This is a genomic window from Streptomyces sp. HUAS ZL42 (assembly GCF_040782645.1).
In the GTDB taxonomy this organism is placed as follows: Bacteria; Actinomycetota; Actinomycetes; order Streptomycetales; family Streptomycetaceae; genus Streptomyces.
This window is the reverse complement of record NZ_CP160403.1, coordinates 6,476,037-6,499,627: the sequence shown is the minus strand read 5'-3', so window position 1 is coordinate 6,499,627 and position 23,591 is coordinate 6,476,037. Positions and strand designations below refer to the sequence as shown.

The following is a 23,591-nucleotide window of genomic DNA, read 5'->3' as shown; positions in this document are numbered from 1 at the left end:
AGCGAGTGGTGGGGCGGGTGGGACTCGAACCCACGGCCGACGGATTATGAGTCCGCTGCTCTAACCGGCTGAGCTACCGCCCCATAGCGGCGTGTCGCGTACATGTGTGCGCGCCGTCTGCCGCAGCATAGCCGCTCATACGATCTCCTGCTTCGGATGGTCGGCTTCGCGCGGGCTTCGTGACCTTGAGGACTCCGCCGAGGCCAGAGCGGTTCCCCAGGGCATGAAAAAGGACCCCGGCGGGGTCCTCGTTCAGCATGCTCCCCCGACTGGACTCGAACCAGTAACCTGCCGGTTAACAGCCGGCTGCTCTGCCAATTGAGCTACGGAGGATCGAGCTCCCCCGACTGGACTCGAACCAGTAACCTGCCGGTTAACAGCCGGCTGCTCTGCCAATTGAGCTACGGAGGAATGCCTCGTTGCATCGAACGTACCTACCTGGGTATTCGCCAGGGGGCGCGCGCTCGCTGCGACACATACATTAGCGCAAGCAGGGGGGTGCTCCGCCAATCGGTTCCCCCTGGCACCGATGCCGCACCAGAGACCTGCACAAGGCTCACAAGGGAAGGGTGGCCGTCATGCGCTACCGCCTCACGTTCGTCGCCGGCCTCGTCCTCGGTTACGTACTGGGCACACGGGCCGGGCGCGAGCGCTACGAGCAGTTGAAGAAGTCCGCGCAGCAGATCGCACAGAACCCGGCGGTCCGCAACACCGCGGAGACGGCGGCGCAGCAGGGCCGCCACTACGCGGGCAAGGCGTATCACACGGTGAGCCACAAGGTCGGCGAGCATGTGCCCGACACGGTGGTGGAACGGGTGCGTGCGCTGCGTGAGCGCAGTTCGCACAACGGCGGCGACGACTGGGGCACGAGCGGCACCTAGCGATACCGCCTCCACGAAACGGTTGGGCGCCCACGGCCCGAGCAACCGCGTCGGTGCGGCAGAATTTTCATCATGGGGATAGTCGCCGGGTTGGACAGTTCGCCCGATTTCACTCGTATCGTTGTCTGTGACACGGACACAGGGGCCGTGCTCAGGCAGGGATACGCGCCGCATCCGGTGGAGAGTGCTGAGGGTGGCGGCCGGCCTGCCGATGTCGATCCGCAGGCCTGGTTGCTGTCCCTCGGGGAGGCGGCCGGTGGTGGGCTGCTCGAGGGCGTCCAGGCCATCGGGGTCTCGTCCCAGCAGAACGCCATCGTGCCGCTCGACGCCCAGGGCAACACCGTGCGGCCCGCTCTCGTCGGCGGTGACAAGCGGGCGCAGGTCGCGGCCGCCGATCTCATCGACGCGCTCGGCGGACGCGCGGCCTGGGCGCAGGCTGTGGGGTGCGTGCCGCAGGCCGCGCAGCCGGTGACCAAGCTGCGCTGGCTGGTCAAGAACGAGCCCGACGCCGCCCAGCGCACCGCCGTCCTGCTGCAGGCCCATGACTGGCTGGTGTGGCAGCTGCTCGGGCGGCCGGTCAGGAGGACCACGGATCGGGGCGGCGCCTCCGGTACGGGGTACTGGTCCGCCGCCACCGGCTCCTACCGGACCGATCTCGTCGAGCTGGCGCTCGGTCATCAGGCCATGCTGCCCGAGGTGATCGGGCCCGCGGACGCGGCCGGTACGACACCGGAGGGGCTGCTCATCTCGGCCGGGACCGGCGAGACCATGGCCGCCGCCTTCGGGCTCGGCATCGGGCTCGGGGACGCGGTCGTCTCGCTCGGGGCCTCCGGGTCGGTGATGGCCGTCCACCCCGAGGCACTCGTCGACAGCACCGGGATGATCACCTCTCTCGCCGACGCCACGGGCATGCACCTGCCGGTCGTCACCACGCTGAACGCCGTACGGACCCTGCGCGGCACCGCCGAGCTGCTCGGCCTGCCCGATCTGGAGAGCCTGTCCGACCTGGCGATGAAGTCGACGCCGGGGTCTCACGGTCTCGTGCTGCTGCCCTATCTGGAGGGCGAGCGGACGCCGAATCTGCCGCACACGGCAGGGACGCTGGCGGGCCTTCGGCGTGAGTCGATGAAGGCCGAGCATCTCGCGCGGGCGGCGTTCGAGGGCATGCTGTGCGGGCTCGCGGACGCGCTCGACGTGCTGCGCGGGCGGGGCGTGGAGGTGCGGCGGATCTTCCTGCTGGGAGCTGCCGCCGAGCTGCCCGCCGTGCAGGCCGCGGCGCCCTCGCTGTTCGGTGTGCAGGTCGTCGTGCCGCAGCCGGCGGACTACGCCGCGATCGGCGCCGCCCGGCAGGCGACCTGGGCGCTCGGGGTTTCCCAGGGCACCCTGGACCCGCGCACCCCGCCGTTCTGGCAGGGTGCGGCCGCGCAGGTCCTGGAGCCCGGCGAGGATCTCGCGGTGGGCCAGGCGGTGCGCCAGCAGTTCGTGTCGGTGCGGGAACAGACCCACCCGGGTGCGCTCCGACCGTAGCGGAACGTAAGAAACCGGTAGGAGCCGTACCCGCAGGGCCGTAACAAGCACTGCTGTCGGTTTAATCGGTTGAGGTAACGCGGGTGGAGTGTTCGACGATAGGGGCCAGGGGCAACCACCGCCCCTGTCGCCGACTCCGAGAGACGTAGCGTGCTCATACGACTTCTGCGGACCTACCTCAGGCCCTACAAGAAACCCATCGCCCTGCTGGTGCTGCTGCAGTTCCTGCAGACCTGCGCCACTCTCTACCTGCCCACGCTGAACGCGGACATCATCGACAACGGTGTGGTGAACGGCGACACCGGCTACATCATCGGCTACGGCGCCCTGATGATCGGCATCTCGCTGGCGCAGGTCGTCTGCAACATCGGCGCGGTCTACTACGGAGCGCGGACGGCGTCGGCGCTCGGCCGGGACGTGCGGGCGGCCGTCTTCGACCGGGTGCAGTCCTTCTCCTCGCGCGAGGTGGGGCATTTCGGCGCGCCCTCGCTGATCACCCGTACGACCAACGACGTCCAGCAGGTCCAGATGCTGGCCCTGATGACGTTCACGCTGATGGTGTCGGCGCCCATCATGTGCGTGGGCGGCATCGTGCTGGCGCTCGGACTGGATGTGCCGCTGTCCGCGGTACTCGTGGCCGTCGTACCGGTACTGGGCATCTGCGTGACCTTGATCGTACGGCGGCTGCGGCCGCTGTTCCGGTCCATGCAGGTGCGGCTCGACACGGTGAACCGGGTACTGCGCGAGCAGATCACCGGCAACCGCGTCATCCGCGCCTTCGTGCGGGACGAGTACGAGGAGCAGCGCTTCCGGAAGTCCAACACCGACCTCACCGAGATGTCGCTGAAGACCGGCAACCTGCTCGCGCTGATGTTCCCGGTGGTCATGACCACGGTGAACCTGTCGTCGATCGCGGTGGTGTGGTTCGGTGCCCATCGCATCGACAGCGGTGGGATGGCGATCGGTGACCTGACCGCGTTCCTCGCCTATCTGATGCAGATCGTCATGTCCGTGATGATGGCCACCTTCATGTTCATGATGGTGCCGCGCGCGGAGGTGTGCGCCGAACGCATCCAGGAGGTCCTGGACACCTCGTCGAGCGTGGTGCCGCCGGCCGACCCGGTGCGGGAGCTGCGCCGCCACGGCCATCTGGAGATCCGCGGGGCGGGCTTCCGCTACCCGGGTGCCGAGGAGCCGGTGCTGAAGGCCGTCGACCTGGTGGCGCGGCCCGGTGAGACCACTGCCGTGATCGGGTCCACGGGCAGCGGCAAGTCGACGCTGCTCGGGCTGGTGCCGCGGCTGTTCGACGCGACCGAGGGGGAGGTGCTCGTCGACGGCGTCGACGTGTCGGCCGTCGAGCCGCAGTTGCTGGCGCGGACCGTCGGGCTGGTGCCGCAGAAGCCGTATCTGTTCGCGGGCACGGTGGCGACCAATCTGCGGTACGGCAATCCGGACGCGACGGACGAGGAGCTGTGGCACGCGCTGGAGGTGGCGCAGGCCAAGGACTTCGTGGAGCGCCTTGAGAACGGGCTGGACTCCCCCATCGCGCAGGGCGGCACCAATGTCTCCGGCGGTCAGCGGCAGCGGCTCGCCATCGCGCGCACGCTGGTGCAGCGCCCGGAGATCTACCTCTTCGACGACTCCTTCTCCGCGCTCGACTACGCCACGGACGCGGCGCTGCGCGCGGCCCTGGCCCGCGAGACCGCGGAGGCGACCGTCGTGATCGTCGCCCAGCGCGTGGCGACCATCCGGGAGGCCGACCGGATCGTCGTCCTGGACGAGGGACGGGTCGTCGGCACCGGCCGGCACCACGAGCTGATGGCGGACAACGAGACCTACCGGGAGATCGTGCTCTCCCAGCTGACGGAAGCGGAGGCTGCCTGATGGCCGGGCCGATGGGGCGGATGATGGCCGGGGGCGGCCCGGAGACCCGCTCGCTGGACTTCAAGGTGTCGGGCAGGCGGCTCATCGCGCAGTTCAAGCCGGAGCGGTTCACCATCTACGCGCTGCTGTTCTGCGTGGTGGTGAGCGTGGGCCTGAACGTGGTCGGGCCGAAGATCCTCGGCAAGGCCACCGACCTGGTCTTCGCGGGCATCGTCGGACGGCAGATGCCGGCCGGGGCCTCCAAGGAGCAGGTCCTCGACTCCATGCGGCAGCGCGGTGACGGCGAGGTCGCCGACATGCTGCGCAGCACGGACTTCACGCCGGGCAAGGGCATCGACTTCGCCGCGGTCGGGAACGTCCTGCTGTTCGCCCTCGGTGTGTTCCTCGTCGCCGGTCTGCTGATGGCGGTCGCGACCCGGCTGGTGAACCGGGCCGTCAACCGCACGATGTACCGGATGCGCGAGGACGTGCAGACGAAGCTGTCGCGGCTGCCGCTGTCGTACTTCGACAAGCGGCAGCGCGGTGAGGTGCTGTCGCGGGCGACGAACGACATCGACAACATCGGGCAGACCCTGCAGCAGTCGATGGGCCAGCTCATCAACTCGCTGCTCACCATCATCGGTGTGCTGGCGATGATGTTCTGGGTGTCGTGGCTGCTGGCGCTGGTCGCGCTGGTGACCGTGCCGCTGTCGGCCGTCGTGGCGACCCGGGTCGGCAAGCGGTCCCAGCCGCACTTCGTGCAGCAGTGGCGCTCGACCGGCAAGGTCAACGCGCACGTCGAGGAGATGTACACCGGGCACACCCTGGTGAAGGTGTTCGGGCGGCAGGAGGAGTCGGCGAAGCAGTTCGCCGAGCAGAACGAGGCGCTGTACGAGGCCGGGTTCAGGGCGCAGTTCAACAGCGGGGTCATGCAGCCGCTGATGATGTTCGTCTCGAACATCAACTATGTGCTGGTGGCGGTCGTGGGCGGTCTGCGGGTCGCGTCCGGTGCGCTGTCGATCGGCGATGTGCAGGCGTTCATCCAGTACTCGCGGCAGTTCTCGATGCCACTGACGCAGGTCGCGTCGATGGCGAACCTGGTGCAGTCGGGTGTCGCGTCGGCCGAGCGGATCTTCGAGGTCCTGGACGCGGAGGAGCAGCAGGCGGATCCGGTGCCGGGCGTGCGGCCGGAGGAACTGCGCGGGCGGGTCGCGCTGGAGGGCGTGTCCTTCCGGTACGACCCCGAGAAGCGGCTCATCGAGGATCTGTCGCTGGCGGCGGAACCCGGCCACACGGTCGCGATCGTCGGTCCCACCGGGGCCGGCAAGACGACGCTGGTGAACCTGCTCATGCGGTTCTACGACGTCTCCGGTGGGCGCATCACCCTCGACGGCGTCGACATCGCGAAGATGTCCCGCGACGAACTCCGGGCCGGGATAGGGATGGTGCTGCAGGACACCTGGCTGTTCGGCGGCACCATCGCGGAGAACATCGCGTACGGCGCCGCGCGGGAGGTCACCCGGGGCGAGATCGAGGAGGCGGCGCGGGCGGCCCACGCCGACCGCTTCATCCGTACCCTCCCCGACGGCTACGACACCGTCATCGACGACGAGGGCACGGGGGTCAGCGCCGGTGAGAAGCAGCTCATCACCATCGCGCGGGCGTTCCTGTCCGACCCGGTGATCCTGGTGCTGGACGAGGCGACGAGTTCGGTGGACACCCGGACCGAGGTGCTGATCCAGAAGGCGATGGCGAAGCTGGCGCACGGGCGGACGTCGTTCGTCATCGCGCACCGGCTGTCCACGATCCGGGACGCGGACACGATCCTGGTGATGGAGAACGGGGCGATCGTGGAGCAGGGCAGGCATGCGGAACTGCTCGGGGCCGACGGCGCGTATGCGCGGCTCTACAAGGCGCAGTTCGCGCAGGCGGTGGCCGAGGTCGACTAGGGGGCGCGGAGGGGGCCGCCGGAGGCGGCCCGCCTCAGTCCAGGTAGCCCCTCAGCTGGTCCGCGAACGCGTGGTCCCTGAGCTTGTTGAGGGTCTTCGACTCGATCTGACGGATCCGTTCCCGCGTCACGCCGAAGATGCGGCCGATCTCCTCCAGCGTGCGCGGGCGGCCGTCCGCCAGGCCGTAGCGCAGTTGTACGACCTTCCGTTCGCGCTCGCCGAGCGTGGACAGGACGGCCTCCAGGTGTTCCCGCAGCAGCAGGAACGCCGCCGACTCCACCGGTGATGTCGCGTCGCCGTCCTCTATCAGGTCGCCCAGGGCGACGTCGTCCTCCTCGCCGACCGGGGCGTGCAACGACACCGGTTCCTGGGCGAGTCGGAGGACCTCGCTGACGCGCTCGGGCGGGAGCTCGAGGTGGCCGGCCACTTCCTCGGGTGTCGGCTCGTAGCCCCGCTCCTGCAGCATGCGGCGCTGGACGCGGACGACCCGGTTGATCAGCTCGACGACGTGGACCGGGACGCGGATGGTGCGGGCCTGGTCGGCGAGGGCGCGGGACATGGCCTGGCGGATCCACCAGGTGGCGTACGTGGAGAACTTGTAGCCGCGGGCGTAGTCGAACTTCTCCACGGCCCGGATGAGTCCGAGGTTTCCTTCCTGCACCAGGTCCAGCATGGTCAGACCGCGGCCGACGTACCGCTTCGCCACGGACACGACCAGCCGCAGGTTCGCCTCGATCAGGCGGCGCTTGGCCATCCGGCCCATCACGACCAGCCGGTCCAGGTCGAGAGCCAACTGGCTGTCCAGGTCGGGGGTGTTGACCAGCTTCTCCTCGGCGAACAGGCCGGCCTCCACACGGCGGGCGAGCTCGACCTCCTCGGCCGCGGTGAGCAGCGGGATGCGGCCGATCTCCCGCAGGTACTGGCGGAACAGGTCCGAGGAGGGGCCGCTGGTCTCGGCGCGGGCGACAGGCGGTTCGACGGGCTCGGCCTCGGCCGTCTGCATCGCCTCGGCGGGCGGTTCCGCCGGTTCGGGCGGGCTGTCCGGCTCTGCCTCGGGGTGGTGCACGACACGGCTCTGCGCGGGCACCGCGACGAGAACGTCGGCCTCGGCGTCCGGCGCAGTGGCTTCGTTGCCGATGGCGGTACTGATGTCGGTCTGTGTGAGGGTCTGGGTCTGCACGGGGGCGACCTCCAGGATGTTCGCTGCCGAGGTATGCGGCAGCGCTGCTTCGAGGACGGAGTCGGCGGCCTCGCCGCTGTCCGTCCCGTACGCGATGAGCGGAACCGCGGGGGTGTGGGATCCGTGGGGGACGGATCGGCCGCGCTCCGAGGACTCAGGCACCGGAACCCAGTGTGGAGTACGACACATGGCCGCCACGAGGGGCGTGCGGTGACTTTTTGAGTCCGGTCCGTGACCGCGTGGTTACCCTGCCGTACGCGAAACCCTCAGAGAGCTGCGGCTCCGTGCTCGCGCAGGGCCTGGTCGTACTGCTGCAGTACCCACAGTTCGTTCTGCACGGCCGCCAGTTGGGCCGAGTCGCCGTTCGTGCCGAGGCGGGTGAGGGTGGACTGGATGTCGCGGATGCGGCGTTCGACGGCGCGGCGGCGGACCGTGACGAGCTGGTCGCCCGCGTAGTTCTCGTCGACCGTCTTGCGCATGATCGCCTCGACCGCGAGTTCCGTGACCATCGCGCGGACGGTGTCGTCGGGGGCCGCCTCGCGGACGCGGACGAGGTACTCCTGCGGGTCCTGCGTGCCGTACTCGGCGCCGCCCGCGTCCAGGACGGCCTGGCGTACGGCCGCGTAGGGGGCGGCGGTGAACTCGTCGACGCCGTACGCGTCGAACGCCGGGGAGACCAACTCCGGGCGCTGGAGGGCGAGTTTGAGCAGTTCGCGTTCGGTGGCGTACACCGGATTACGGAGTTGCAGTGCCGGGCCGGGGGCCGAGGCTCGGGGTGCCGCTCCGTACTGGTGCGGGTCCGTGCGCGTCGGTGCCGGGCCGCCCTTGCCGCCCCGATCCCGTGCCCAGCGGGCCAGCTGGGCCACCCGCTTGACCACGAACTGGGTGTCGAGGATGCCGAGCATGCCCGCGAGCTGCACGGCGACCTCGTGCTGGGCGCCGCTGTTCTTGATGCGGGCGACGACGGGCGCGGCCTCGTCCAGGGCGGCGGCGCGGCCGGCCGGGGTTTCGAGGTCGTAGCGTCCGACGATCTGGCGGAGCGCGAACTCGAAGAGCGGGGTACGGGGTTCGACCAGGTCGGCGACCGCCTCGTCGCCCTTGGCCAGGCGCAGGTCGCACGGGTCCATGTTGTCCGGCGCGATCGCGATGTACGTCTCGGCGGCGAACTTCTGGTCGTCCTCGAAGGCGCGCAGGGCCGCCTTCTGGCCGGCCGCGTCGCCGTCGAAGGTGAAGATGACGCGCGCGCTGCCGTTGTCCATCAGCAGCCGGCGGAGGATCTTGATGTGGTCGCTGCCGAAGGCCGTGCCGCAGGTGGCGATGGCGGTGGTGACTCCGGCGAGGTGGCACGCCATGACGTCCGTGTAGCCCTCGACCACCACCGCCCGGCTCGCTTTGGCGATCTCCTTCTTGGCGAGGTCGATGCCGTACAGGACGTGCGACTTCTTGTAGATCGCCGTTTCGGGGGTGTTGAGGTACTTGGGGCCGGTGTCGGCCTCGTAGAGCTTGCGTGCGCCGAAGCCGACGACGTCTCCGCCGATGTCGCGGATCGGCCACATCAGACGGCCGCGGAAGCGGTCGATGGGGCCCCGGCGGCCCTCCTGGGAGAGGCCGGACAGGAGCAGTTCCTTGTCGGTGAAGCCCTTGCCGCGCAGATAGCGGGTGAGGTGGTCCCAGCCCTGGGGGCTGTAGCCGACGCCGAAGTGGACGGCGGCTGCCTGGTCGAAGCCGCGTTCGGCGAGGAAGATCCGGCCGGTGTCGGCCTCGGGGCCGGTGGCGAGCTGCTCGGCGTACCACTCGGCGGCGATCTTGTGGGCCTCGACCAGGCGGATGCGTTCGCCGCGCTGGTGCGAGGGGTTGTACCCGCCCTCCTCGTACCGCAGGGTGATGCCGGCCTGGGCGGCGAGACGCTCGACCGCCTCGGAGAAGGAGAGGTGGTCGACCTTCATCACGAACGTGATGGTGTCGCCGCCCTCCTGGCAGCCGAAGCAGTGGAAGAGTCCCTTGCTCGGGCTGACCTGGAAGGACGGCGACTTCTCGTCGTGGAAGGGGCAGAGACCCTTGAGGTTGCCCCCGCCCGCGCCTCGCAGCTGGAGGTACTCGGACACCACGGCGTCGATCGGGACCGCGTCCCGTACCGCCTTCACGTCCTCGTCGTTGATCCGTCCTGCCACGCGTGAATTCTACGGGGCCGAACTGACACTCCTGGGCGCGATGACCGGCACCCGGCCGGGGGCCGGCCCGCCGCGCAGCGGGTGTCGGTCGCTGCGCCCCCGGGAGTCACAGCACAGGGACGGACCGGCACTTCTGGTGGGACGGACCGACGCCTAAGATGCGACGCTTTCCAGCGGAATGTGCGGGTCCGCCAATGCCTCCGTGTTCACCTGGGCCCGGGACCGGATCAGCTGCTGGATGGGGTCCGTGACATCCCACACGTTGACGTTCATCCCGGCCAGCACCCGCCGCTCCTTCAGCCAGAACGCGATGAATTCACGCTTTCCCGCGTCTCCCCGGATCACCACTTCGTCGTACGACCCCGCCGGAGCCCACCCGCTGTACTCCATCCCCAGGTCGTACTGGTCGGTGAAGAAGTAGGGCACCCGGTCGTAGGTGACGTCCTTGCCGAGCATCGCCCGCGCCGCAGCCGGGCCGCCGTTCAGCGCGTTGGCCCAGTGCTCGACGCGCAACGTCGTGTCGAAGACACCGTGCGGGAAGGACGCGACGTCGCCGGCCGCGTGGATGTCGGGGTCGGAGGTGCGCAAGCGCGCGTCCACCGCGACACCGCCGCCGTGCGCGCGGTCGGCGATCTCCAGCCCGGCCGCCTCCGCCAGCCCCGTCCGGGGTGCCGCGCCGATCGCCGCCAGGACGTCGTGCGCCGGGTGCTCCTCGCCGTCGTCGGTGCGGGCCGCGAGGACCATGCCGTCCTGGCCGACGATCTCGGTCAGCCGGGCGCCGAAGTGGAAGCGGACGCCGTGCTCGCGGTGCAGCTCGGCGAAGACGTTGCCGAGCTCGGGGCCGAGGACGTGGTACAGCGGGGTCGGATTGTGCTCGACGACGGTGACCTCCGCGCCGTACTCGCGGGCGGCCGCCGCGACCTCCAGGCCGATCCAGCCGGCGCCCGCGATCACGATGTGGCCGTTGTCGCGGCCCAGCGCGGTCAGGACGCCCTTGAGCCGTTCGGCGTGGGCGAGGCGGCGCAGGTGGTGCACGCCGGCCAGGTCCGTGCCCGGGATGTCCAGGCGGCGGGGCTCGGCGCCGGTCGCGAGCAGCAGTTTGTCGTAGTGGACGAGTGTGCCGTCGTCGCCGAAGCGGACCGTCTTCGCGGCGCGGTCGATGGCGTCGACGGTCTGGCCGAGGTGCAGCTCGATGTCGTGCTGCGCGTACCAGGCGGGCGGGTGGACGAAGACGCTGTCGCGCTCCTCCTTGCCCAGCAGGTAGCCCTTGGAGAGGGGCGGGCGCTCGTACGGGTGGTCGCGTTCGTCGCAGATCAGTATCACGCGGCCGGTGAAGCCCTCCGCCCGGAGCGTCTCGGCCGCCTTCGCGCCGGCGAGACCTCCTCCGACGATGACGAATGTCTGATCCGCGTCGACCACTTGATGCCTCCTACCGGGGGTCTGGGGGGTGTACCCCCAGAAAACACTGCGGGTGCCGCCACATGCGAGCGTCCCGCACGGAGTGTGATGGGGGAAGAGGGAGTGGCCCGATCAGGCCACGGAGGGTCACGTTTGTGTCACATGCGCCCCGTCAGTCTCGCGTGCAGTGAGCGGGCCGAGGCGTCGGTGAGGGAGGCGATCTGGTCGACGATCACGCGCTTGCGGGCGCGGTCGTCGTCGGCGGCGCCGAACAGCGCACGGAACTGCGGGTCGAGGCCGTCGGGGGCGCGGGCGGTGAGCGCCTCGGCCAGTTCGGCGACGACGATCCGCTGGTCGGCCCGCAGCCGCTCCTGTTCGGCGCGCTGCATGACGTACCGGTCGGCGACCGCCTTGAGGACCGCACACTCCAGTCGGGTCTCGAGCGGTACGACGAGCTCGGCACCGTATCTGGTGAGCCGGCCGCCGCCGTACGCCGCGCGGGTGGCGGCCTCGGCGGCGAGGCAGAAACGGCCGATGAGCTGGCTGGTGGCGTCCTTGAGGCGGGCCTGGGCGACCGCGGAGCCGTCGTAGCCGTGCGGCCACCACTCCTGGTCCTGGAGGCGGTCGAGGGCCGCGGCGAGTTCGGCGGGGTCGGTGCCTGAGGGGACGTAGCGGCCGACGGCGACCCGGAAGATCTCCTGGCGTTCCGGCTCGGCGTGCAGGCAGTTGGGGTCAATGTGGCCGGCGTGCAGGCCGTCCTCCACGTCGTGCACCGAGTACGCCACGTCGTCGGACCAGTCCATGACCTGCGCCTCGAAGGTGGTGCGGGTGGCGGGGGCGTCCTTGCGGAACCAGTCGAAGACGGGCCGGTCGTCCTCGTAGACGCCGAACTTCGGTGAGGCGGGGTCCGTGGGGTGGGCGCCGCGGGGCCAGGGGTACTTGGTGGCGGCGTCGAGGGCGGCACGGGTGAGGTTGAGGCCGACGGAGCCCTCGGCGGTGAAGCGTTTGGGCTCGATGCGGGTGAGGAGCCTCAGCGACTGGGCGTTGCCTTCGAAGCCGCCGCAGTCGTGGGCGAACTCGTTCAGCGCGTGTTCGCCGTTGTGGCCGAAGGGCGGGTGGCCGAGGTCGTGGGAGAGGCAGGCGGCCTCCACGAGGTCGGGGTCGCAGCCGAGGGCTGCGCCCAGCTCCCGGCCGACCTGGGCGCACTCCAGGGAGTGGGTGAGGCGGGTGCGGGGGCTGGCGTCCCAGGCGGTGGCGCTGCGCTCGCCGGGCGTGACGACCTGGGTTTTACCGGCGAGTCTCCTGAGCGCGGCGGAGTGCAGTACGCGGGCGCGGTCGCGTTGGAAGGCGGTGCGGCCGGGGCGTTTGTCGGGTTCGGGGGCCCAGCGGTCGACTGACGTCGGGTCGTAGCCGGGGGGTGGGATGTGGTTTTCGTGGGCTTCGGGTGCGGTGCCTTCCATGTGTCGACAGTAAGGCGCGTACTCGTCTGCGGGGTTCTGATTGTGTGCGAGTGCGGGTCGTTCGTGGCTGGTCGCGCCCACGCGGCGGAGCCGCAAATCGATACAGTCCCGCGCCCCTGACGAAGTCACCCGTTATTTCAAGCCGACGCCAGTTCCGGTGCCGTCGCGGCCGGGACGGCCAGCGTCTGGTCGTAGCGGTGCAGCACCAGCCGGGCCATCGCCGGGTGCGTGCCCAGCGGGGCCGAGGCGATCCACGGGGCCGCCTGCGCGGACTCCGTGGCGAAGCGGCCCGGGGCCGTGAAGTAGGAGGCGACCGCCACCCGGTGGCGGCCTCGTGCGGCCAGGGCGCGGACGGCTGCGGGGACGGTGGGGGCGGCGGTGGAGGCGTAGGCGGGGACGACCGGTACGCCGAGGCGTTCGGCGAGGAGCTGGGCCGTACGGCGGGTGTCGACGGCCGAGTGGGGGTCGCGGGAGCCGGCGGCCGCGAGGACGACCGCGCTCGAACGGCGCTCGGCCTCGGTCGTCCGGGTGCGCCAGCCGGCCTCGACGAGACGGGCGTACAGGGTCTCCACGAGGAGGGGGTGCGGGCCGAGCGGGGCCGCGACGCGCGTGTGCACCCGTACGGCGGCGGCCATCTCGGGGATGTCCCGCTTGACGTGGTAGCCGCGGCTGAGCAGCAGCGGTACGAGGACGGCCTCGGGGGTCCCCTGCGCGTCGAGTTCGGCGAGGGTGTCGGTCAGCAGGGGCTCGTTCAGTTCGATGTGGCCGAGGTGGACTGGCAGGCCGGGGCGCAGTTCCCGGACGCGCTCGACGAGCGTGCGGACGGTGCTCAGAGCGCGCGGGTCCCGGCTGCCGTGCCCGACGAGGACGAGCGCGGGCGGGCCCGGGCGGCGCCTGCCGTCGAGCGAGACCAGGCTGAGCTGGCCGGCGAGCTGGGTGCTGATCCGGTTCATGATGTGCGCCGTACTGTCGAGGTGCGTGGCAGCACCGGGGCCGGTCGTGGACTCGTCGCGAGGAAGGTTCGACGCCGTCATGTACCGATGGTGGCGGCGTGAGGTTGCCGCCCCGTTGCACGGGAATGACGGGTGTTTTCCGGCGGTTCACCGTGGGGTGCAGGCGGCCTGTGAGGGCGTTTGACCTGCGGTTTCGTGGTTCGAAGTGAATCTGGTCACGTTCGGTCGGTGAACCGGGGGGCCTGACATCGCGTCCCTGAATGTCGAACAGACGACCTGGGGAGGGACCGTTCCATGCGCCGACCGAAGCTGCGCGGACCCCGCCTGCCGCGCACCCGCGCGGGGCGGCGCGGGCTGGTGCAGGCCGTGATGGCGGGGTGCGTGCTCGCGCTGCTTCCGGCGACGTGGATGTACGTCGTGACGGGTGACCGGCTGCGTACGACCGCCGACGTGCCGCGCACGGAGGTCGCCGTCGTCTTCGGTGCCGGTCTCTGGGACGGCGAGCCGTCGCCGTACCTCGCGCACCGCCTGGACGCGGCGGCGAAGCTGTACCGGGAAGGCCGTGTCGAGGTCGTCCTCGTCACCGGCGACAACAGCCGCGAGGACTACGACGAGCCCGACGCGATGCGCGCCTATCTGACGAAGCACGGGGTGCCGGACGCGCGGATCGTCAGCGACTACGCGGGCTTCGACACCTGGGACTCGTGCGTCCGCGCCAAGAAGATCTTCGGCGTCGACAAGGCCGTCCTCATCAGCCAGGGCTTCCACATCCGGCGCGCGGTCGCGCTGTGCCAGGCGGCGGGGGTCACGTCGTACGGCGTCGGCGTCGACGCCAAGCACGACGTCACCTGGTACTACGGGGGCACCCGGGAGATCTTCGCAGCCGGCAAGGCAGCACTGGACGCGCTGTTCGAACCCGATCCTCGGTTCCTCGGGCCGCGCGAGCCGGGCGTGGCACGGGCGTTGGCGTCGGCCCGGTAGCCGCAGCCCGGCCCTGGCGGAGCCGGTGCGACTTCTGCCACAGAGTCGACTGTGCGGCCGGGCGGCGACGACCAAGGGGCGGGCAGCCGCGTGCCTCACGGTGGCGGCCGGGCGGCGGGGAGGCTGCCGTGCCGCCCGTGTAACGGACGGCGTCCCGGCACGTAACACGGCCGAAGCACGCTGAACGCATGCGGACCACCTCGACGCCCACCCACTGCCCGTACTGCGCCCTGCAGTGCGGGATGACCCTGTCGCCCCTGCCCGGTGGAGGCGTCGAGGTGACGGAGCGCACGGACTTCCCGGTGAACCGGGGCGCGCTCTGCGGCAAGGGCCGTACGGCTCCGGCCGTGCTCTCGTCCCGGGTGCGTCTGACCTCCCCGTTGGTGCGCTCCGGCGGCACGCTCGTGCCCGCCACCTGGGACGAGGCCCTCGACCGGATCGCCGAGAGGCTGCGCGCCACGCGGGCGGAGCACGGCCCGGACGCGTGCGGTGTCTTCGGCGGGGGCGGCCTGACGAACGAGAAGGCGTACACGCTCGGCAAGTTCGCACGGGTGGTGCTGGGCACCTCGCAGATCGACTACAACGGGCGCTTCTGCATGTCGTCCGCGGCGGCCGCGGGGACGAAGGCGTTCGGGCTGGACCGCGGGCTGCCCTTCCCGCTGGAGGACATCCCGAAGACCGGGTGCGTGATCCTCGTCGGCTCCAACCTCGCGGAGACGATGCCGCCGTCGCTCCGCTTCTTCAACGAGCTTCGCGAGAACGGCGGCACGCTGATCGTCGTCGATCCGCGCCGGACGAAGACCGCCGAGCAGGCCGACCTGCACCTGGCGCCCCGGCCGGGTACGGATCTGGCGCTGGCGCTCGGTCTGCTGCACGTGATCGTCGCGGAGGGCCTGGTCGACGAGGACTACGTCCAGGAACGCACCGCCGGCTGGGAGGACGCCCGGGCGGCGGCGATGGCGCACTGGCCGGAGTACGTGGAACGGATCACGGGGGTGTCCGTTCCCCAACTCCGCGAGGCCGTACGGATGTTCTGCGAGCCCGAGTCGGCGATGGTGCTGACGGCACGCGGACCGGAACAGCAGTCCAAGGGCACGGACACGGTGGGCGCGTGGATCAACCTGTGCCTGGCCACCGGGCGGGCGGGCCGGCCGCTGTCCGGGTACGGCTGCCTGACCGGGCAGGGCAACGGGCAGGGCGGGCGCGAACACGGCCAGAAGGCCGACCAGTTGCCCGGCTACCGCAAGCTGACGGACCCGGCGGCGCGACGGCACGTGGCCGAGGTGTGGGGCGTGGACCCGGACTCGCTGCCGGGGCCGGGACGCAGCGCGTACGAGTTGCTCGACGCCCTGGGTACGGACATCAAGTCCCTGTTGCTGATGGGCTCGAACCCCGTGGTGTCCGCGCCGCGCGCCGCGCACGTCGAGGAGCGGCTGCGGTCGCTGGACTTCCTGGCGGTCTGCGATGTCGTGCTGTCGGAGACGGCGGCGCTCGCGGACGTCGTACTGCCGGTGACGCAGTGGGCGGAGGAGACCGGCACGACGACCAACCTCGAGGGCAGGGTGCTGCTGCGTCGGCAGGCGATCACGCCGCCCGAGGGCATCCGCAGCGACCTGGAGGTCATGCACGAGCTGGCGGCCCGGCTGGGCGTGGAGAAGGGCTTCCCGACCGACCCCGAGGAGGTCTTCGAGGAGCTGCGCCGGGCGAGCGCGGGCGGCCCCGCGGACTACTCCGGGATCACCTACCGCAGGCTGGCGGAGGAGAACGGGGTGTTCTGGCCGTGTCCGGGAGCGGTCCGCGAGGCCACCGCCCCGGAAACGCTCCCCGCCGACGGGGCGGACGTCCACCCGGGCACGCCCCGCCTCTTCCTCGACCGGTTCGCCACCGAGGACGGGCGGGCACGTTTCGCGCCCGTCACACACCGCCCCGCCGCCGAGGAGCCGGACGACGACTACCCCGTGCTGCTGACGACCGGACGGGTCGTGGCCCAGTACCAGTCCGGCGCCCAGACCCGCCGCGTCGACGAACTGAACGCCGCCGCACCGGCCCCCTTCGTGGAGCTGCACCCCCGGCTGGCGGCGCGGCTCGGCGCGGCCGAGGGCGACCCGGTCGCCGTGGTGTCCCGCCGCGGCCGCGCGGTGGCCCCGGCCCGCATCACCACCGGCATCCGCCCCGACACCGTCTTCATGCCCTTCCACTGGCCGGGCGAGGGCCGCGCCAACTCCCTCACCAACCCGGCCCTGGACCCGACCTCGCGCATGCCGGAGTTCAAGGTGTGCGCGGTGCGGGTGGAGGCCGTCCGAGCGACTCCCTGATCTGAGTCCGGGCCTTCGGCACGGGCTCATCCGTACACGAGCCAGGCCCCCCGCACACCCGCGGGCGGGCCCCTTCGGGCTGCCATCTGTTGACTCTACGTGCTAAATGTCGTATGTATGTATACATCGTAAATTTACGACAGCAGGGAGTCCCTGATGGCGGATGCGACCCGCACCAGCACCGTGACCGTGCTCGTACCTGCCTACAAGGAAGTGGATTCTCTCGGCCACGTGCTCGAGGCCCTGAAGGGGCAGACACGCCCCGCGGACCGCATCATCGTGACGCTGGACCCGCACCAGGACGGCAAGAGGACCGAGGAGCTGGAACGGATTTCCCGCGAGGCGGGTGCCGAGGTCTGGCATTCGGCCGGCAACCGGCACAAGAAGGCCGGCAACCTCAACGGCGCACTGAGCAGACTGCTGCCGGGTCTCTCCGACGAGGACGCGATTCTCGTGCAGGATGCCGACACGTACCTGGATCCTCACTTCATCGAGGTGACACACAAGAAGCTGGGACAGGGGTACGGCGCCGCGGGCGGAAACTTCCGCGGCCGCTCGGGCGGCCGGCTGTGCGGCGCCTTCCAGCGCAACGAGTTCGCCCGCTACGCACGGGACACGGCACGCAAGAACGGCAAGGTGCTCTGCCTGACGGGTACGGCCTGCCTTTTCAAGGCGGGAGCCCTGAAGGACGTACTGGCCGCTCGGGAAGACGGCACGCTTCCGCCGGCCGACGGCGTGTACGACACCAAGGCGCTCACCGAGGACAACGAGCTCACGCTCGCCCTGCGGCATCTCGGACGGCGCATCGTCGCGCCGTCCCGCGCGACCATGACCACCGAGGTCATGGAAACGTGGAGAGACCTCGGCAAACAGCGACTCCGCTGGAAGCGTGGAGCCCTGGAGAACCTGATCGACTACGGTCTGACGCGCCACACCCTGGAAGGCTGGGCCAGGCAGGTCATAGCGTTCCTCGGGACCTCCATATCGACCATCTACGTGGGCTCGATCATCTGGTTTCTCGCCGTGGGTACGGGGCTGAGGATCACACCGTTCTGGATCGCCTTCACAGGGTTCTACGCGATCGAGCGTGCGATCACGGTGAAATCCAGGGGCTGGCGGGCGACGCTCGCGTCGATGCTCGTCGTACCGGAGTGGTTCTACGACCTGTTTCTCCAGGGCGTGCACATCCGGGCCCTCGCGGACGCCGCTCTGCAAAGACCACGTAATTGGTGACTTCCAGGCGCACGAAGAAGAGAAATCGAACGAGCAAAGGAATTCAGGCACATGATGAACAACGCAGGCGCAGGTACCGCGGCCACCGGAACCGGTGCGGCCGGGATGCTGCCACTCACCGGGGGTCCTGACAGCATCTGGTTCTGGATCGTCGTGTTCGTTCTGGTGTCTGCGGGATTCGCTGCCCTGCGGCTCGTTCCACGCAAGACCAAAGACGACTCATAGTGAGAAGGGCGCTGCGCGGTCTGGGTGTTTGCCTGATATTCACCGGTTTGACCCTGGGAGGCTTCAAGCTTTTCCAGGACGGGCACTCGGGCAATGAATACAGAAGCGCTCAGCAGGCGCTACGGAAAGATCTCCGGAATTCAGTTGCCCCTTCGAAGGCTGACGCAGTGGCCGTGCTGCGGATACCTCGGTTCGGCTCGGGATTCGACCCTGTGATCGTCGAGGGTGTGTCCCAAGGGGATCTGAAGAAGGGTCCCGGGCACTATCCGGGGACGGCGATGCCCGGCGAAATCGGCAACTTCGCGGTGGCCGGGCATCGGACCGGCTGGGGGCAGCCGTTTCACCGGCTCCCGGAGCTGAAGAAGGGCGACGCGATCAACGTGGAGTGGCAGGGGAGGTCATTCACCTATCGAGTCACCCGGACCGAGGTCGTCGAGCCCTCCGACGTCGGCGTCGTCCTACCCGTGCCGAACCGGCCGGGAACCGAGCCCGACAAGGCCCGGATCACGCTCACCACGTGCACGGACCGTGACCGCGGCGGCGCGTACGTTCACCGGCTCGTCGTCTGGGGCGAACTGAACGACCGTTGATCCCCCGGCACACCTGCCGCCAGCGACTTCCTCGCAGGCGGCTTTTCGCGGTGCCGTCCAGCCCTTACGGGCTCACCCCCGGCACAACCAGTCCCCGCTCTCGATGAGCTTGCCGCGTGTCCTCAGTTCCGTGGCGACGGGTGGGGCCGCGACGTAGACCCAGGCGGGTACGGCCGCGCCGTCGGTCTCGCGTACCACGTCCCGTTGAACCCGCTCGTAGAGGCTTCGGGGGTCCCCCGGCGCGTACTCCTCCAGGCGGTCCAGTTCGGTCAGCAGCCGCGCGTAGCCCTCGGGCAGTGCAGTGACGAGGTCCCCGTACACGACTCCGCCCGGGTCTTCCACGGCGTACGGGTAGCCGGGGCCGTCGTACAGCACCGCGCCCCTGAGGCGGCCCGGTTCCGCGGAGCGGGTACGGCCGTGCAGGAACCGGGCGTGGTTGATCTCGCCGGGGCGGAGGGTGCCGTAGACGAAGAAAGGGAGGCTCACAGAAACGATTCTCTCTCCTCACATACCTCCTCGAACGCGCTATGGACATGACATGTCATGGCCCCTTAAATCTGGGTCAACATCCGCGCCGCCCCCCACGCGCCCCACGGCGCCTTCCCGAGGAGACCGATGAGCCGGATACGGCAGCACCACGTCCGAGGTTCCCGCCGTCTCGCCACCGCCGGCGTGGCCGCCACCGCCGCCACCCTGCTGGCCGCCGCACTCTCGCCCGCCGCCGACGCGGCCGACAGACCCACTCGGGCCGATGCGATCGACAACGCGGCGGCAGCTCTTGCCGATCACGCCGCTTCCCTGGGTCTCACCGCCGTCCAGGGGACGAAGGTCCGCGACGTCGTCGTGGACGCGGACGGCGTCCAGCACGTCCGCTACGACCGCACCTACCGTCAACTCCCGGTGCTGGGCGGCGACTTCGTGGTCCACCTGGCCCCCGACGGCACGTACCGCAGCGCGAACCGCGCGACGAGGAGCCAGATCACGCTCGCCGGCATCACTCCGTCCCTCTCCGCCCCGAAGGCCGCCGACGTCGCCGTGAACGCACTGCGCGCCGCCAACCTCGGCGAGACCCTCAAGAACGTCACCGCCAAGCCCCGGTTGGTCGTCGACGCCCTGCACGGCACGCCGAGGCTCGCCTGGCGCACCGAGGCGGTGGCGCAGGACTCGCTCGGCAACCCGGTCGCACGGACGGTCGTCACCGACGCCCGCACGGGAGCGCAGATCGACGCCTGGGACAGCATCGAGACGGCCTCGGGCGACGGCAAGTCGCTGTACGGCGGCACGGTGCCGCTGGAGACGACGCTGTCGGGATCGACGTACCAGCTCAAGGACCCGACGCGCGGGAACACGTACACGGGTGACGCGGCGAACAAGACCGACCTGTGCATCTTCGGCATCTGCTTCAGCCGGGCGCCCGCGACCCTCTTCACGGACGCCGACAACCACTGGGGCACGGGCACGACGGCCGACCGCTCGACGGCGGCGGTGGACGCGCAGTACGGCACGAACGAGACCTGGGACTACTACAAGAACGTCCACGGCCGCAGCGGCATCGCGGGCGACGGCAAGGGCTCGTACAACCGCGTGCACTACGGCAACAACTACAACAACGCCTTCTGGGACGACAGTTGCTTCTGCATGACGTACGGCGACGGTGACGGCACCACCTTCGGGCCGCTGGTGTCGCTGGACGTAGCCGGCCACGAGATGTCCCACGGCGTGACCTCGAAGACGGCGGCGCTGACGTACTCGGGCGAGTCGGGCGGCCTCAACGAGGCGACGTCGGACATATTCGGCACGCTGGTGGAGTGGTATGCGAACAACTCGTCCGACACCGGCGACTACCTGATCGGCGAGAAGATCGTACGCTCCGGGTTCGGGCGCGACGCCCTGCGCTACATGGACAAGCCGTCCAAGGACGGCAACTCGGCGGACTGCTGGAGCTCGACGGTCGGCAACCTCGACGTCCACTACTCCTCGGGCGTCGCCAACCACTTCGCCTACCTGCTCGCGGAGGGCAGCGGCGCGAAGACCGTCAACGGCGTCAGCTACAACTCCCCCACCTGCAACGGCTCCACGGTCTCCGGGATCGGCCGGGACAAGCTCGGCAGGATCTGGTACCGGGCGCTGACGGTCTACATGACGTCCTCGACGAACTACGCGGGGGCGCGCGCCGCGACGCTCAACGCGGCCAAGGACCTGTACGGGGCGGGGAGTGCGGAGTACAACGCGGTGGCGGCGGCCTGGAGCGCGGTCAACGTGAACTGAGGCCGGACGGGCCCCGGCCCTCCCTCACCGTTGGAGTTCAAACCGGAAGGCCGGTGCCCGAGCGGCACCGGCCTTCGTTGGTGGTGAAGGCCCGCGGGCACGCCCGGCTCAGGCCCTCGTCGCCCTGTGCCACCGCCGGCGGTCGCGCGGTCCGGCGGGCCCGAGGAGCCGAGTTCATCGAGCGCCTGATGCCCGCGGCGCAGCAGGCTGCCGCCGGGCACGACCATTACGCGGAGTCGTACGCCGACGCGGCGGGCGCCACGGTCGATCCGGCCGCCCAGCGCGGCGCCAAGTTCGCCTACGGCCTCGAAGTCGTCCTGGACGGGCCGGCGCCGCGGTTGCCGTGCGCTTCGCAGGCACCGGGGATGGTGCTGGGGCGGCGTGGGTCTCGCCGCCCGGCGCTGTCGGGGTGCCGCCCACCGGCTGACGGCATGGGCCTGCGCGTGGTCCTCAAACCCCGTACGGCCGCCGTTCCCTCGCCTCCCGCAGCGCCCGCCCCCACCACACCAGCTGATCCAGCATCGTCTTCGCCGCCGCGTCCGGGCCCGACGCGTCCTTCAGGCGGCCCTCGTCGTCGAAGGCGGCCCCCGCGTTGTGGAAGGAGACCGTGTCGCGGACCGTCACGGCGTGGAGTTCGGCGAAGACCTGGCGGAGGTGTTCGGTGGCGCGCAGGCCGCCCGCCAGGCCGCCGTAGGAGACGAGAGCGACGGGCTTGGCCTGCCATTCCGCGAAGTGCCAGTCGATGAGGTTCTTCAGGCCGGCCGGGAACGAGTGGTTGTACTCGGGGGTGAGGACGACGAAGGCGTCCGCGCCCGCCAGCTTCGGGGTGACGGCGGAGAGGGTGGTGGTCGTCTCGGAGGTGCGGGCGAAGGACATGGGCAGGGGGACCTCGGCGACGTCCACGACCTCCGGTACGAGGTCGTCCCGGTGCCCGATGCGGTCGAGAAGCCAGTCGGCGATCACGGGGCCGAAGCGGCCGTGGCGGTTGCTGCCCACGACGAGGGTGACCTTCAGAGGGCTGTCAGCGGCAAGCGTGTCGGTGCTCATCATGTGGACCAGCCTCTTACCTCAAGCATTGTTGAGGTCAAGCCCGGATCGCTGTGGGCGGTTCACCCGTTCACACCCGTGCCCCCCGCCCTTCGGGTTCTCTTCCGCGACACGTCTGCCGTACGGCGGTGACCTGCCGAAACGCCGGGCGGTCGAGCCTCCCGCCGGTCGGCGCGGCACCCGTTCACCGCATTTCTGACACACCTTCAGCAAGCGCGTCCGGCCCGCTGCCACTTACCTCGGAAGGGCAGGACCCGCCGAAGAGCTCGAAGGAGCACCGATGCGACGTACCGCCCGTCTCCTGACCGGTACGGCGTTCGCCGTCACCGCCATGGGCGGGGTCACCGCGCCCGCGTTCGGCAAGGGCACGGGCAGCCTCGAGCTGTACCCCTCCTCCGTGATGCCGGGCGGTGACGTCACCGTGAACACGACGGCCTGCGGGGCGGACGGTACGGCGGCGGGTGACGCCAGCGCCGTGGGCGCCGGTCGCTTCACTCTCGCGCCGAGCACCCACGACGGCGACGCGATCGGGCAGTTCCGGGTGCCGCCGAGCGCGCAGCCGGGGACGTACGAGATCGTCGCGACCTGCGCCCAGGGCGGCCGGAAGGTCACCGGTGACCTGGTGGTCACGCTGACCGGGGCCCGTGAGCAGGTACAACCCAAAGGAAGTGTGAAGACGGGGATCGGTGGCGCCCTGGGCCCCGGTCCCGTGCAGACCGCGGCAGGCGTGACGGCTCTCGCCGTCGCCGCCGCGGGCGGTACCTGGCTCCTGCATCGCCGGGCGAGAGGCGACAGGATCTGACGGACACCCTCCGCTGTCCGTCCGCCGGTACCGCACTTCCCCTCCCCCTCCGGGTCCGACGCCCCTCGCGGCCCGGAGGGGGATCGGGCCGCCGGGAGAGGGGTCGCCATGCGCAGGATCGGCAATGCCGCCATAGGGGCCCTCAGCGTCGCCGCCCTCTGCGCGAGCGTGTGGCTGCTGGGCGGTGCGGCCGGGACCCAGGCCCCGCCGCAGCCGTCCGCCGCCCAGGCCGGCGCCGGCCTGGGCGGCGATCAGGACCAGGCGGCCGCACCCGCGCTGCCGCCCTCCCCGCCGGACCGCGTCCGCATCCCCTCGATCCACGTGGACGCCCCTCTCACGGGCCTCGGACTGACCCCGTCCGGCAGCCTCGACGTCCCGCCCGCCGCGCGGAAGAACCTCGCCGGCTGGTACGAGGCCGGCACCACCCCCGGTGAGACGGGCACCGCGATCGTCGCCGGCCATGTCGACAACGCCGACGGCCCCGCCGTCTTCTACGACCTGGGCGCCCTGCAGAAGGGCGCCGCCATCGAGGTGGACCGGCGGGACGGGAGCACAGCCCTGTTCACCGTCGACGCCGTCGAGGTGTACGAGGCCGAGCACTTCCCCGACGAGAAGGTGTACGGGGCGGCGCGGCGGCCCGAGCTGCGGGTGATCACCTGCGGGGGCGGGTACTCGCCCTCGACCGGTTACCGGGGCAATGTGGTCGTCTTCGCACACCTCACCGGGAAACGCTGAGCACCGCCCGCGC

19 protein-coding genes and 3 tRNA genes are annotated in these 23,591 nt (G+C 70.5%); 12 read left to right on the top strand and 10 right to left on the bottom strand.

Annotated elements, in window-relative coordinates; all coding sequences use genetic code 11:
* Positions 1 to 6: 6 nt before the first annotated feature.
* The 3 genes from ABZO29_RS29690 to ABZO29_RS29680 all read right to left on the bottom strand — a co-directional run bounded on the left by ABZO29_RS29690 (position 7) and on the right by ABZO29_RS29680 (position 411).
* Positions 7 to 83 (bottom strand) — tRNA-Ile (locus ABZO29_RS29690).
* A 177-nt stretch (positions 84 to 260) separates the two neighbouring features.
* Positions 261 to 333 (bottom strand) — tRNA-Asn (locus ABZO29_RS29685).
* 5 nt (positions 334 to 338) lie between these two features.
* Positions 339 to 411: transfer RNA gene (locus tag ABZO29_RS29680), tRNA-Asn, on the bottom strand.
* A gap of 167 nt (positions 412 to 578) precedes the next feature.
* Between ABZO29_RS29680 and ABZO29_RS29675 the strand changes: the two genes are divergently transcribed.
* From ABZO29_RS29675 to ABZO29_RS29660, 4 genes are all read left to right on the top strand, one after another.
* Positions 579 to 881, top strand: coding sequence for a YtxH domain-containing protein (locus ABZO29_RS29675; RefSeq protein ID WP_367323229.1), 303 nt, complete (start codon positions 579 to 581; stop codon positions 879 to 881).
* A 72-nt stretch (positions 882 to 953) separates the two neighbouring features.
* Positions 954 to 2,408, top strand: coding sequence for an FGGY family carbohydrate kinase (locus ABZO29_RS29670; protein ID WP_367323228.1), 1,455 nt, complete (start codon positions 954 to 956; stop codon positions 2,406 to 2,408).
* A gap of 150 nt (positions 2,409 to 2,558) precedes the next feature.
* On the top strand, positions 2,559 to 4,292 hold the full coding sequence (locus ABZO29_RS29665; protein WP_367323227.1) for an ABC transporter ATP-binding protein: 1,734 nt from the start codon (positions 2,559 to 2,561) through the stop codon (positions 4,290 to 4,292).
* Positions 4,292 to 6,220, top strand: coding sequence for an ABC transporter ATP-binding protein (locus tag ABZO29_RS29660; RefSeq protein ID WP_367323226.1), 1,929 nt, complete (start codon positions 4,292 to 4,294; stop codon positions 6,218 to 6,220). The genes ABZO29_RS29665 and ABZO29_RS29660 overlap by 1 nt, the downstream gene beginning before the upstream one ends.
* A 34-nt stretch (positions 6,221 to 6,254) precedes the next feature.
* Here ABZO29_RS29660 and ABZO29_RS29655 read toward each other — a convergent pair whose 3' ends face one another.
* From ABZO29_RS29655 to ABZO29_RS29635, 5 genes are all read right to left on the bottom strand, one after another.
* Positions 6,255 to 7,562, bottom strand: coding sequence for an RNA polymerase sigma factor (locus ABZO29_RS29655; protein ID WP_367323225.1), 1,308 nt, complete (start codon positions 7,560 to 7,562; stop codon positions 6,255 to 6,257).
* 104 nt (positions 7,563 to 7,666) lie between these two features.
* Positions 7,667 to 9,571: a DNA primase gene (gene dnaG, locus ABZO29_RS29650; protein WP_367323224.1), complete on the bottom strand. Its 1,905-nt coding sequence runs from the start codon at positions 9,569 to 9,571 to the stop codon at positions 7,667 to 7,669.
* Between the two features lie 153 nt (positions 9,572 to 9,724).
* A complete protein-coding gene (locus ABZO29_RS29645) occupies positions 9,725 to 10,990 on the bottom strand; it encodes an NAD(P)/FAD-dependent oxidoreductase (protein WP_367323223.1) in 1,266 nt (421 codons plus the stop codon).
* A 137-nt stretch (positions 10,991 to 11,127) separates the two neighbouring features.
* Positions 11,128 to 12,429 carry a deoxyguanosinetriphosphate triphosphohydrolase gene (locus tag ABZO29_RS29640; RefSeq protein ID WP_367323222.1) on the bottom strand — a complete coding sequence of 434 codons (1,302 nt, stop codon included), beginning with the start codon at positions 12,427 to 12,429 and terminating at the stop codon, positions 11,128 to 11,130.
* Positions 12,430 to 12,566: 137 nt separating this feature from the next.
* On the bottom strand, positions 12,567 to 13,463 hold the full coding sequence (locus tag ABZO29_RS29635; RefSeq protein WP_367323221.1) for a sirohydrochlorin chelatase: 897 nt from the start codon (positions 13,461 to 13,463) through the stop codon (positions 12,567 to 12,569).
* 213 nt (positions 13,464 to 13,676) lie between these two features.
* On the opposite strand from ABZO29_RS29635, the gene ABZO29_RS29630 reads away from it, so the two are divergent.
* From ABZO29_RS29630 to ABZO29_RS29610, 5 genes are all read left to right on the top strand, one after another.
* Positions 13,677 to 14,363, top strand: a complete 687-nt coding sequence (locus tag ABZO29_RS29630) for a vancomycin high temperature exclusion protein (RefSeq protein ID WP_367323220.1) — start codon at positions 13,677 to 13,679, stop codon at positions 14,361 to 14,363.
* 188 nt (positions 14,364 to 14,551) lie between these two features.
* The gene (locus tag ABZO29_RS29625; RefSeq protein WP_367323219.1) at positions 14,552 to 16,678 is read left to right on the top strand and encodes a molybdopterin oxidoreductase family protein; all 2,127 of its coding nucleotides are present in this window, start codon (positions 14,552 to 14,554) and stop codon (positions 16,676 to 16,678) included.
* Positions 16,679 to 16,834: 156 nt separating this feature from the next.
* Positions 16,835 to 17,911: a glycosyltransferase family 2 protein gene (locus tag ABZO29_RS29620; RefSeq protein ID WP_367323218.1), complete on the top strand. Its 1,077-nt coding sequence runs from the start codon at positions 16,835 to 16,837 to the stop codon at positions 17,909 to 17,911.
* 51 nt (positions 17,912 to 17,962) lie between these two features.
* Positions 17,963 to 18,136 carry a hypothetical protein gene (locus ABZO29_RS29615; RefSeq protein ID WP_367323217.1) on the top strand — a complete coding sequence of 58 codons (174 nt, stop codon included), beginning with the start codon at positions 17,963 to 17,965 and terminating at the stop codon, positions 18,134 to 18,136.
* Positions 18,136 to 18,726 (top strand): class E sortase, encoded by a 591-nt coding sequence (locus ABZO29_RS29610; protein WP_367323216.1) that lies wholly within the window; start codon positions 18,136 to 18,138, stop codon positions 18,724 to 18,726. The genes ABZO29_RS29615 and ABZO29_RS29610 overlap by 1 nt, the downstream gene beginning before the upstream one ends.
* 72 nt (positions 18,727 to 18,798) lie before the next feature.
* Here the strand turns inward: ABZO29_RS29610 and ABZO29_RS29605 are convergent, their stop codons facing one another.
* Positions 18,799 to 19,212 carry a gamma-glutamylcyclotransferase family protein gene (locus ABZO29_RS29605; RefSeq protein WP_367323215.1) on the bottom strand — a complete coding sequence of 138 codons (414 nt, stop codon included), beginning with the start codon at positions 19,210 to 19,212 and terminating at the stop codon, positions 18,799 to 18,801.
* A gap of 129 nt (positions 19,213 to 19,341) precedes the next feature.
* Here ABZO29_RS29605 and ABZO29_RS29600 point away from each other — a divergent pair, with 129 nt between their 5' ends.
* A complete protein-coding gene (locus tag ABZO29_RS29600) occupies positions 19,342 to 20,994 on the top strand; it encodes a M4 family metallopeptidase (protein WP_367323214.1) in 1,653 nt (550 codons plus the stop codon).
* A 450-nt stretch (positions 20,995 to 21,444) separates the two neighbouring features.
* Here ABZO29_RS29600 and ABZO29_RS29595 read toward each other — a convergent pair whose 3' ends face one another.
* Complete coding sequence (locus ABZO29_RS29595) at positions 21,445 to 22,041, bottom strand: NADPH-dependent FMN reductase (protein WP_367326287.1); 597 nt, start codon at positions 22,039 to 22,041, stop codon at positions 21,445 to 21,447.
* A gap of 280 nt (positions 22,042 to 22,321) precedes the next feature.
* On the opposite strand from ABZO29_RS29595, the gene ABZO29_RS29590 reads away from it, so the two are divergent.
* Positions 22,322 to 22,843, top strand: a complete 522-nt coding sequence (locus ABZO29_RS29590) for a hypothetical protein (protein WP_367323213.1) — start codon at positions 22,322 to 22,324, stop codon at positions 22,841 to 22,843.
* A 108-nt stretch (positions 22,844 to 22,951) separates the two neighbouring features.
* On the top strand, positions 22,952 to 23,578 hold the full coding sequence (locus tag ABZO29_RS29585; protein WP_367323212.1) for a class F sortase: 627 nt from the start codon (positions 22,952 to 22,954) through the stop codon (positions 23,576 to 23,578).
* Positions 23,579 to 23,591: the final 13 nt, after the last annotated feature.

Coding starts and splice junctions, on each gene's coding strand:
- ABZO29_RS29640 (WP_367323222.1), bottom strand. CDS start 12,429: ATGGAAGGCACCGCACCCGAAGCCCACGAAAACCACATCCCACCCCCC.
- ABZO29_RS29630 (WP_367323220.1), top strand. CDS start 13,677: ATGCGCCGACCGAAGCTGCGCGGACCCCGCCTGCCGCGCACCCGCGCG.
- ABZO29_RS29635 (WP_367323221.1), bottom strand. CDS start 13,463: ATGACGGCGTCGAACCTTCCTCGCGACGAGTCCACGACCGGCCCCGGT.
- ABZO29_RS29600 (WP_367323214.1), top strand. CDS start 19,342: ATGAGCCGGATACGGCAGCACCACGTCCGAGGTTCCCGCCGTCTCGCC.
- ABZO29_RS29670 (WP_367323228.1), top strand. CDS start 954: ATGGGGATAGTCGCCGGGTTGGACAGTTCGCCCGATTTCACTCGTATC.
- ABZO29_RS29595 (WP_367326287.1), bottom strand. CDS start 22,041: ATGAGCACCGACACGCTTGCCGCTGACAGCCCTCTGAAGGTCACCCTC.
- ABZO29_RS29620 (WP_367323218.1), top strand. CDS start 16,835: ATGGCGGATGCGACCCGCACCAGCACCGTGACCGTGCTCGTACCTGCC.
- ABZO29_RS29625 (WP_367323219.1), top strand. CDS start 14,552: ATGCGGACCACCTCGACGCCCACCCACTGCCCGTACTGCGCCCTGCAG.
- ABZO29_RS29615 (WP_367323217.1), top strand. CDS start 17,963: ATGATGAACAACGCAGGCGCAGGTACCGCGGCCACCGGAACCGGTGCG.
- ABZO29_RS29585 (WP_367323212.1), top strand. CDS start 22,952: ATGCGCAGGATCGGCAATGCCGCCATAGGGGCCCTCAGCGTCGCCGCC.
- ABZO29_RS29660 (WP_367323226.1), top strand. CDS start 4,292: ATGGCCGGGCCGATGGGGCGGATGATGGCCGGGGGCGGCCCGGAGACC.
- ABZO29_RS29675 (WP_367323229.1), top strand. CDS start 579: ATGCGCTACCGCCTCACGTTCGTCGCCGGCCTCGTCCTCGGTTACGTA.
- ABZO29_RS29590 (WP_367323213.1), top strand. CDS start 22,322: ATGCGACGTACCGCCCGTCTCCTGACCGGTACGGCGTTCGCCGTCACC.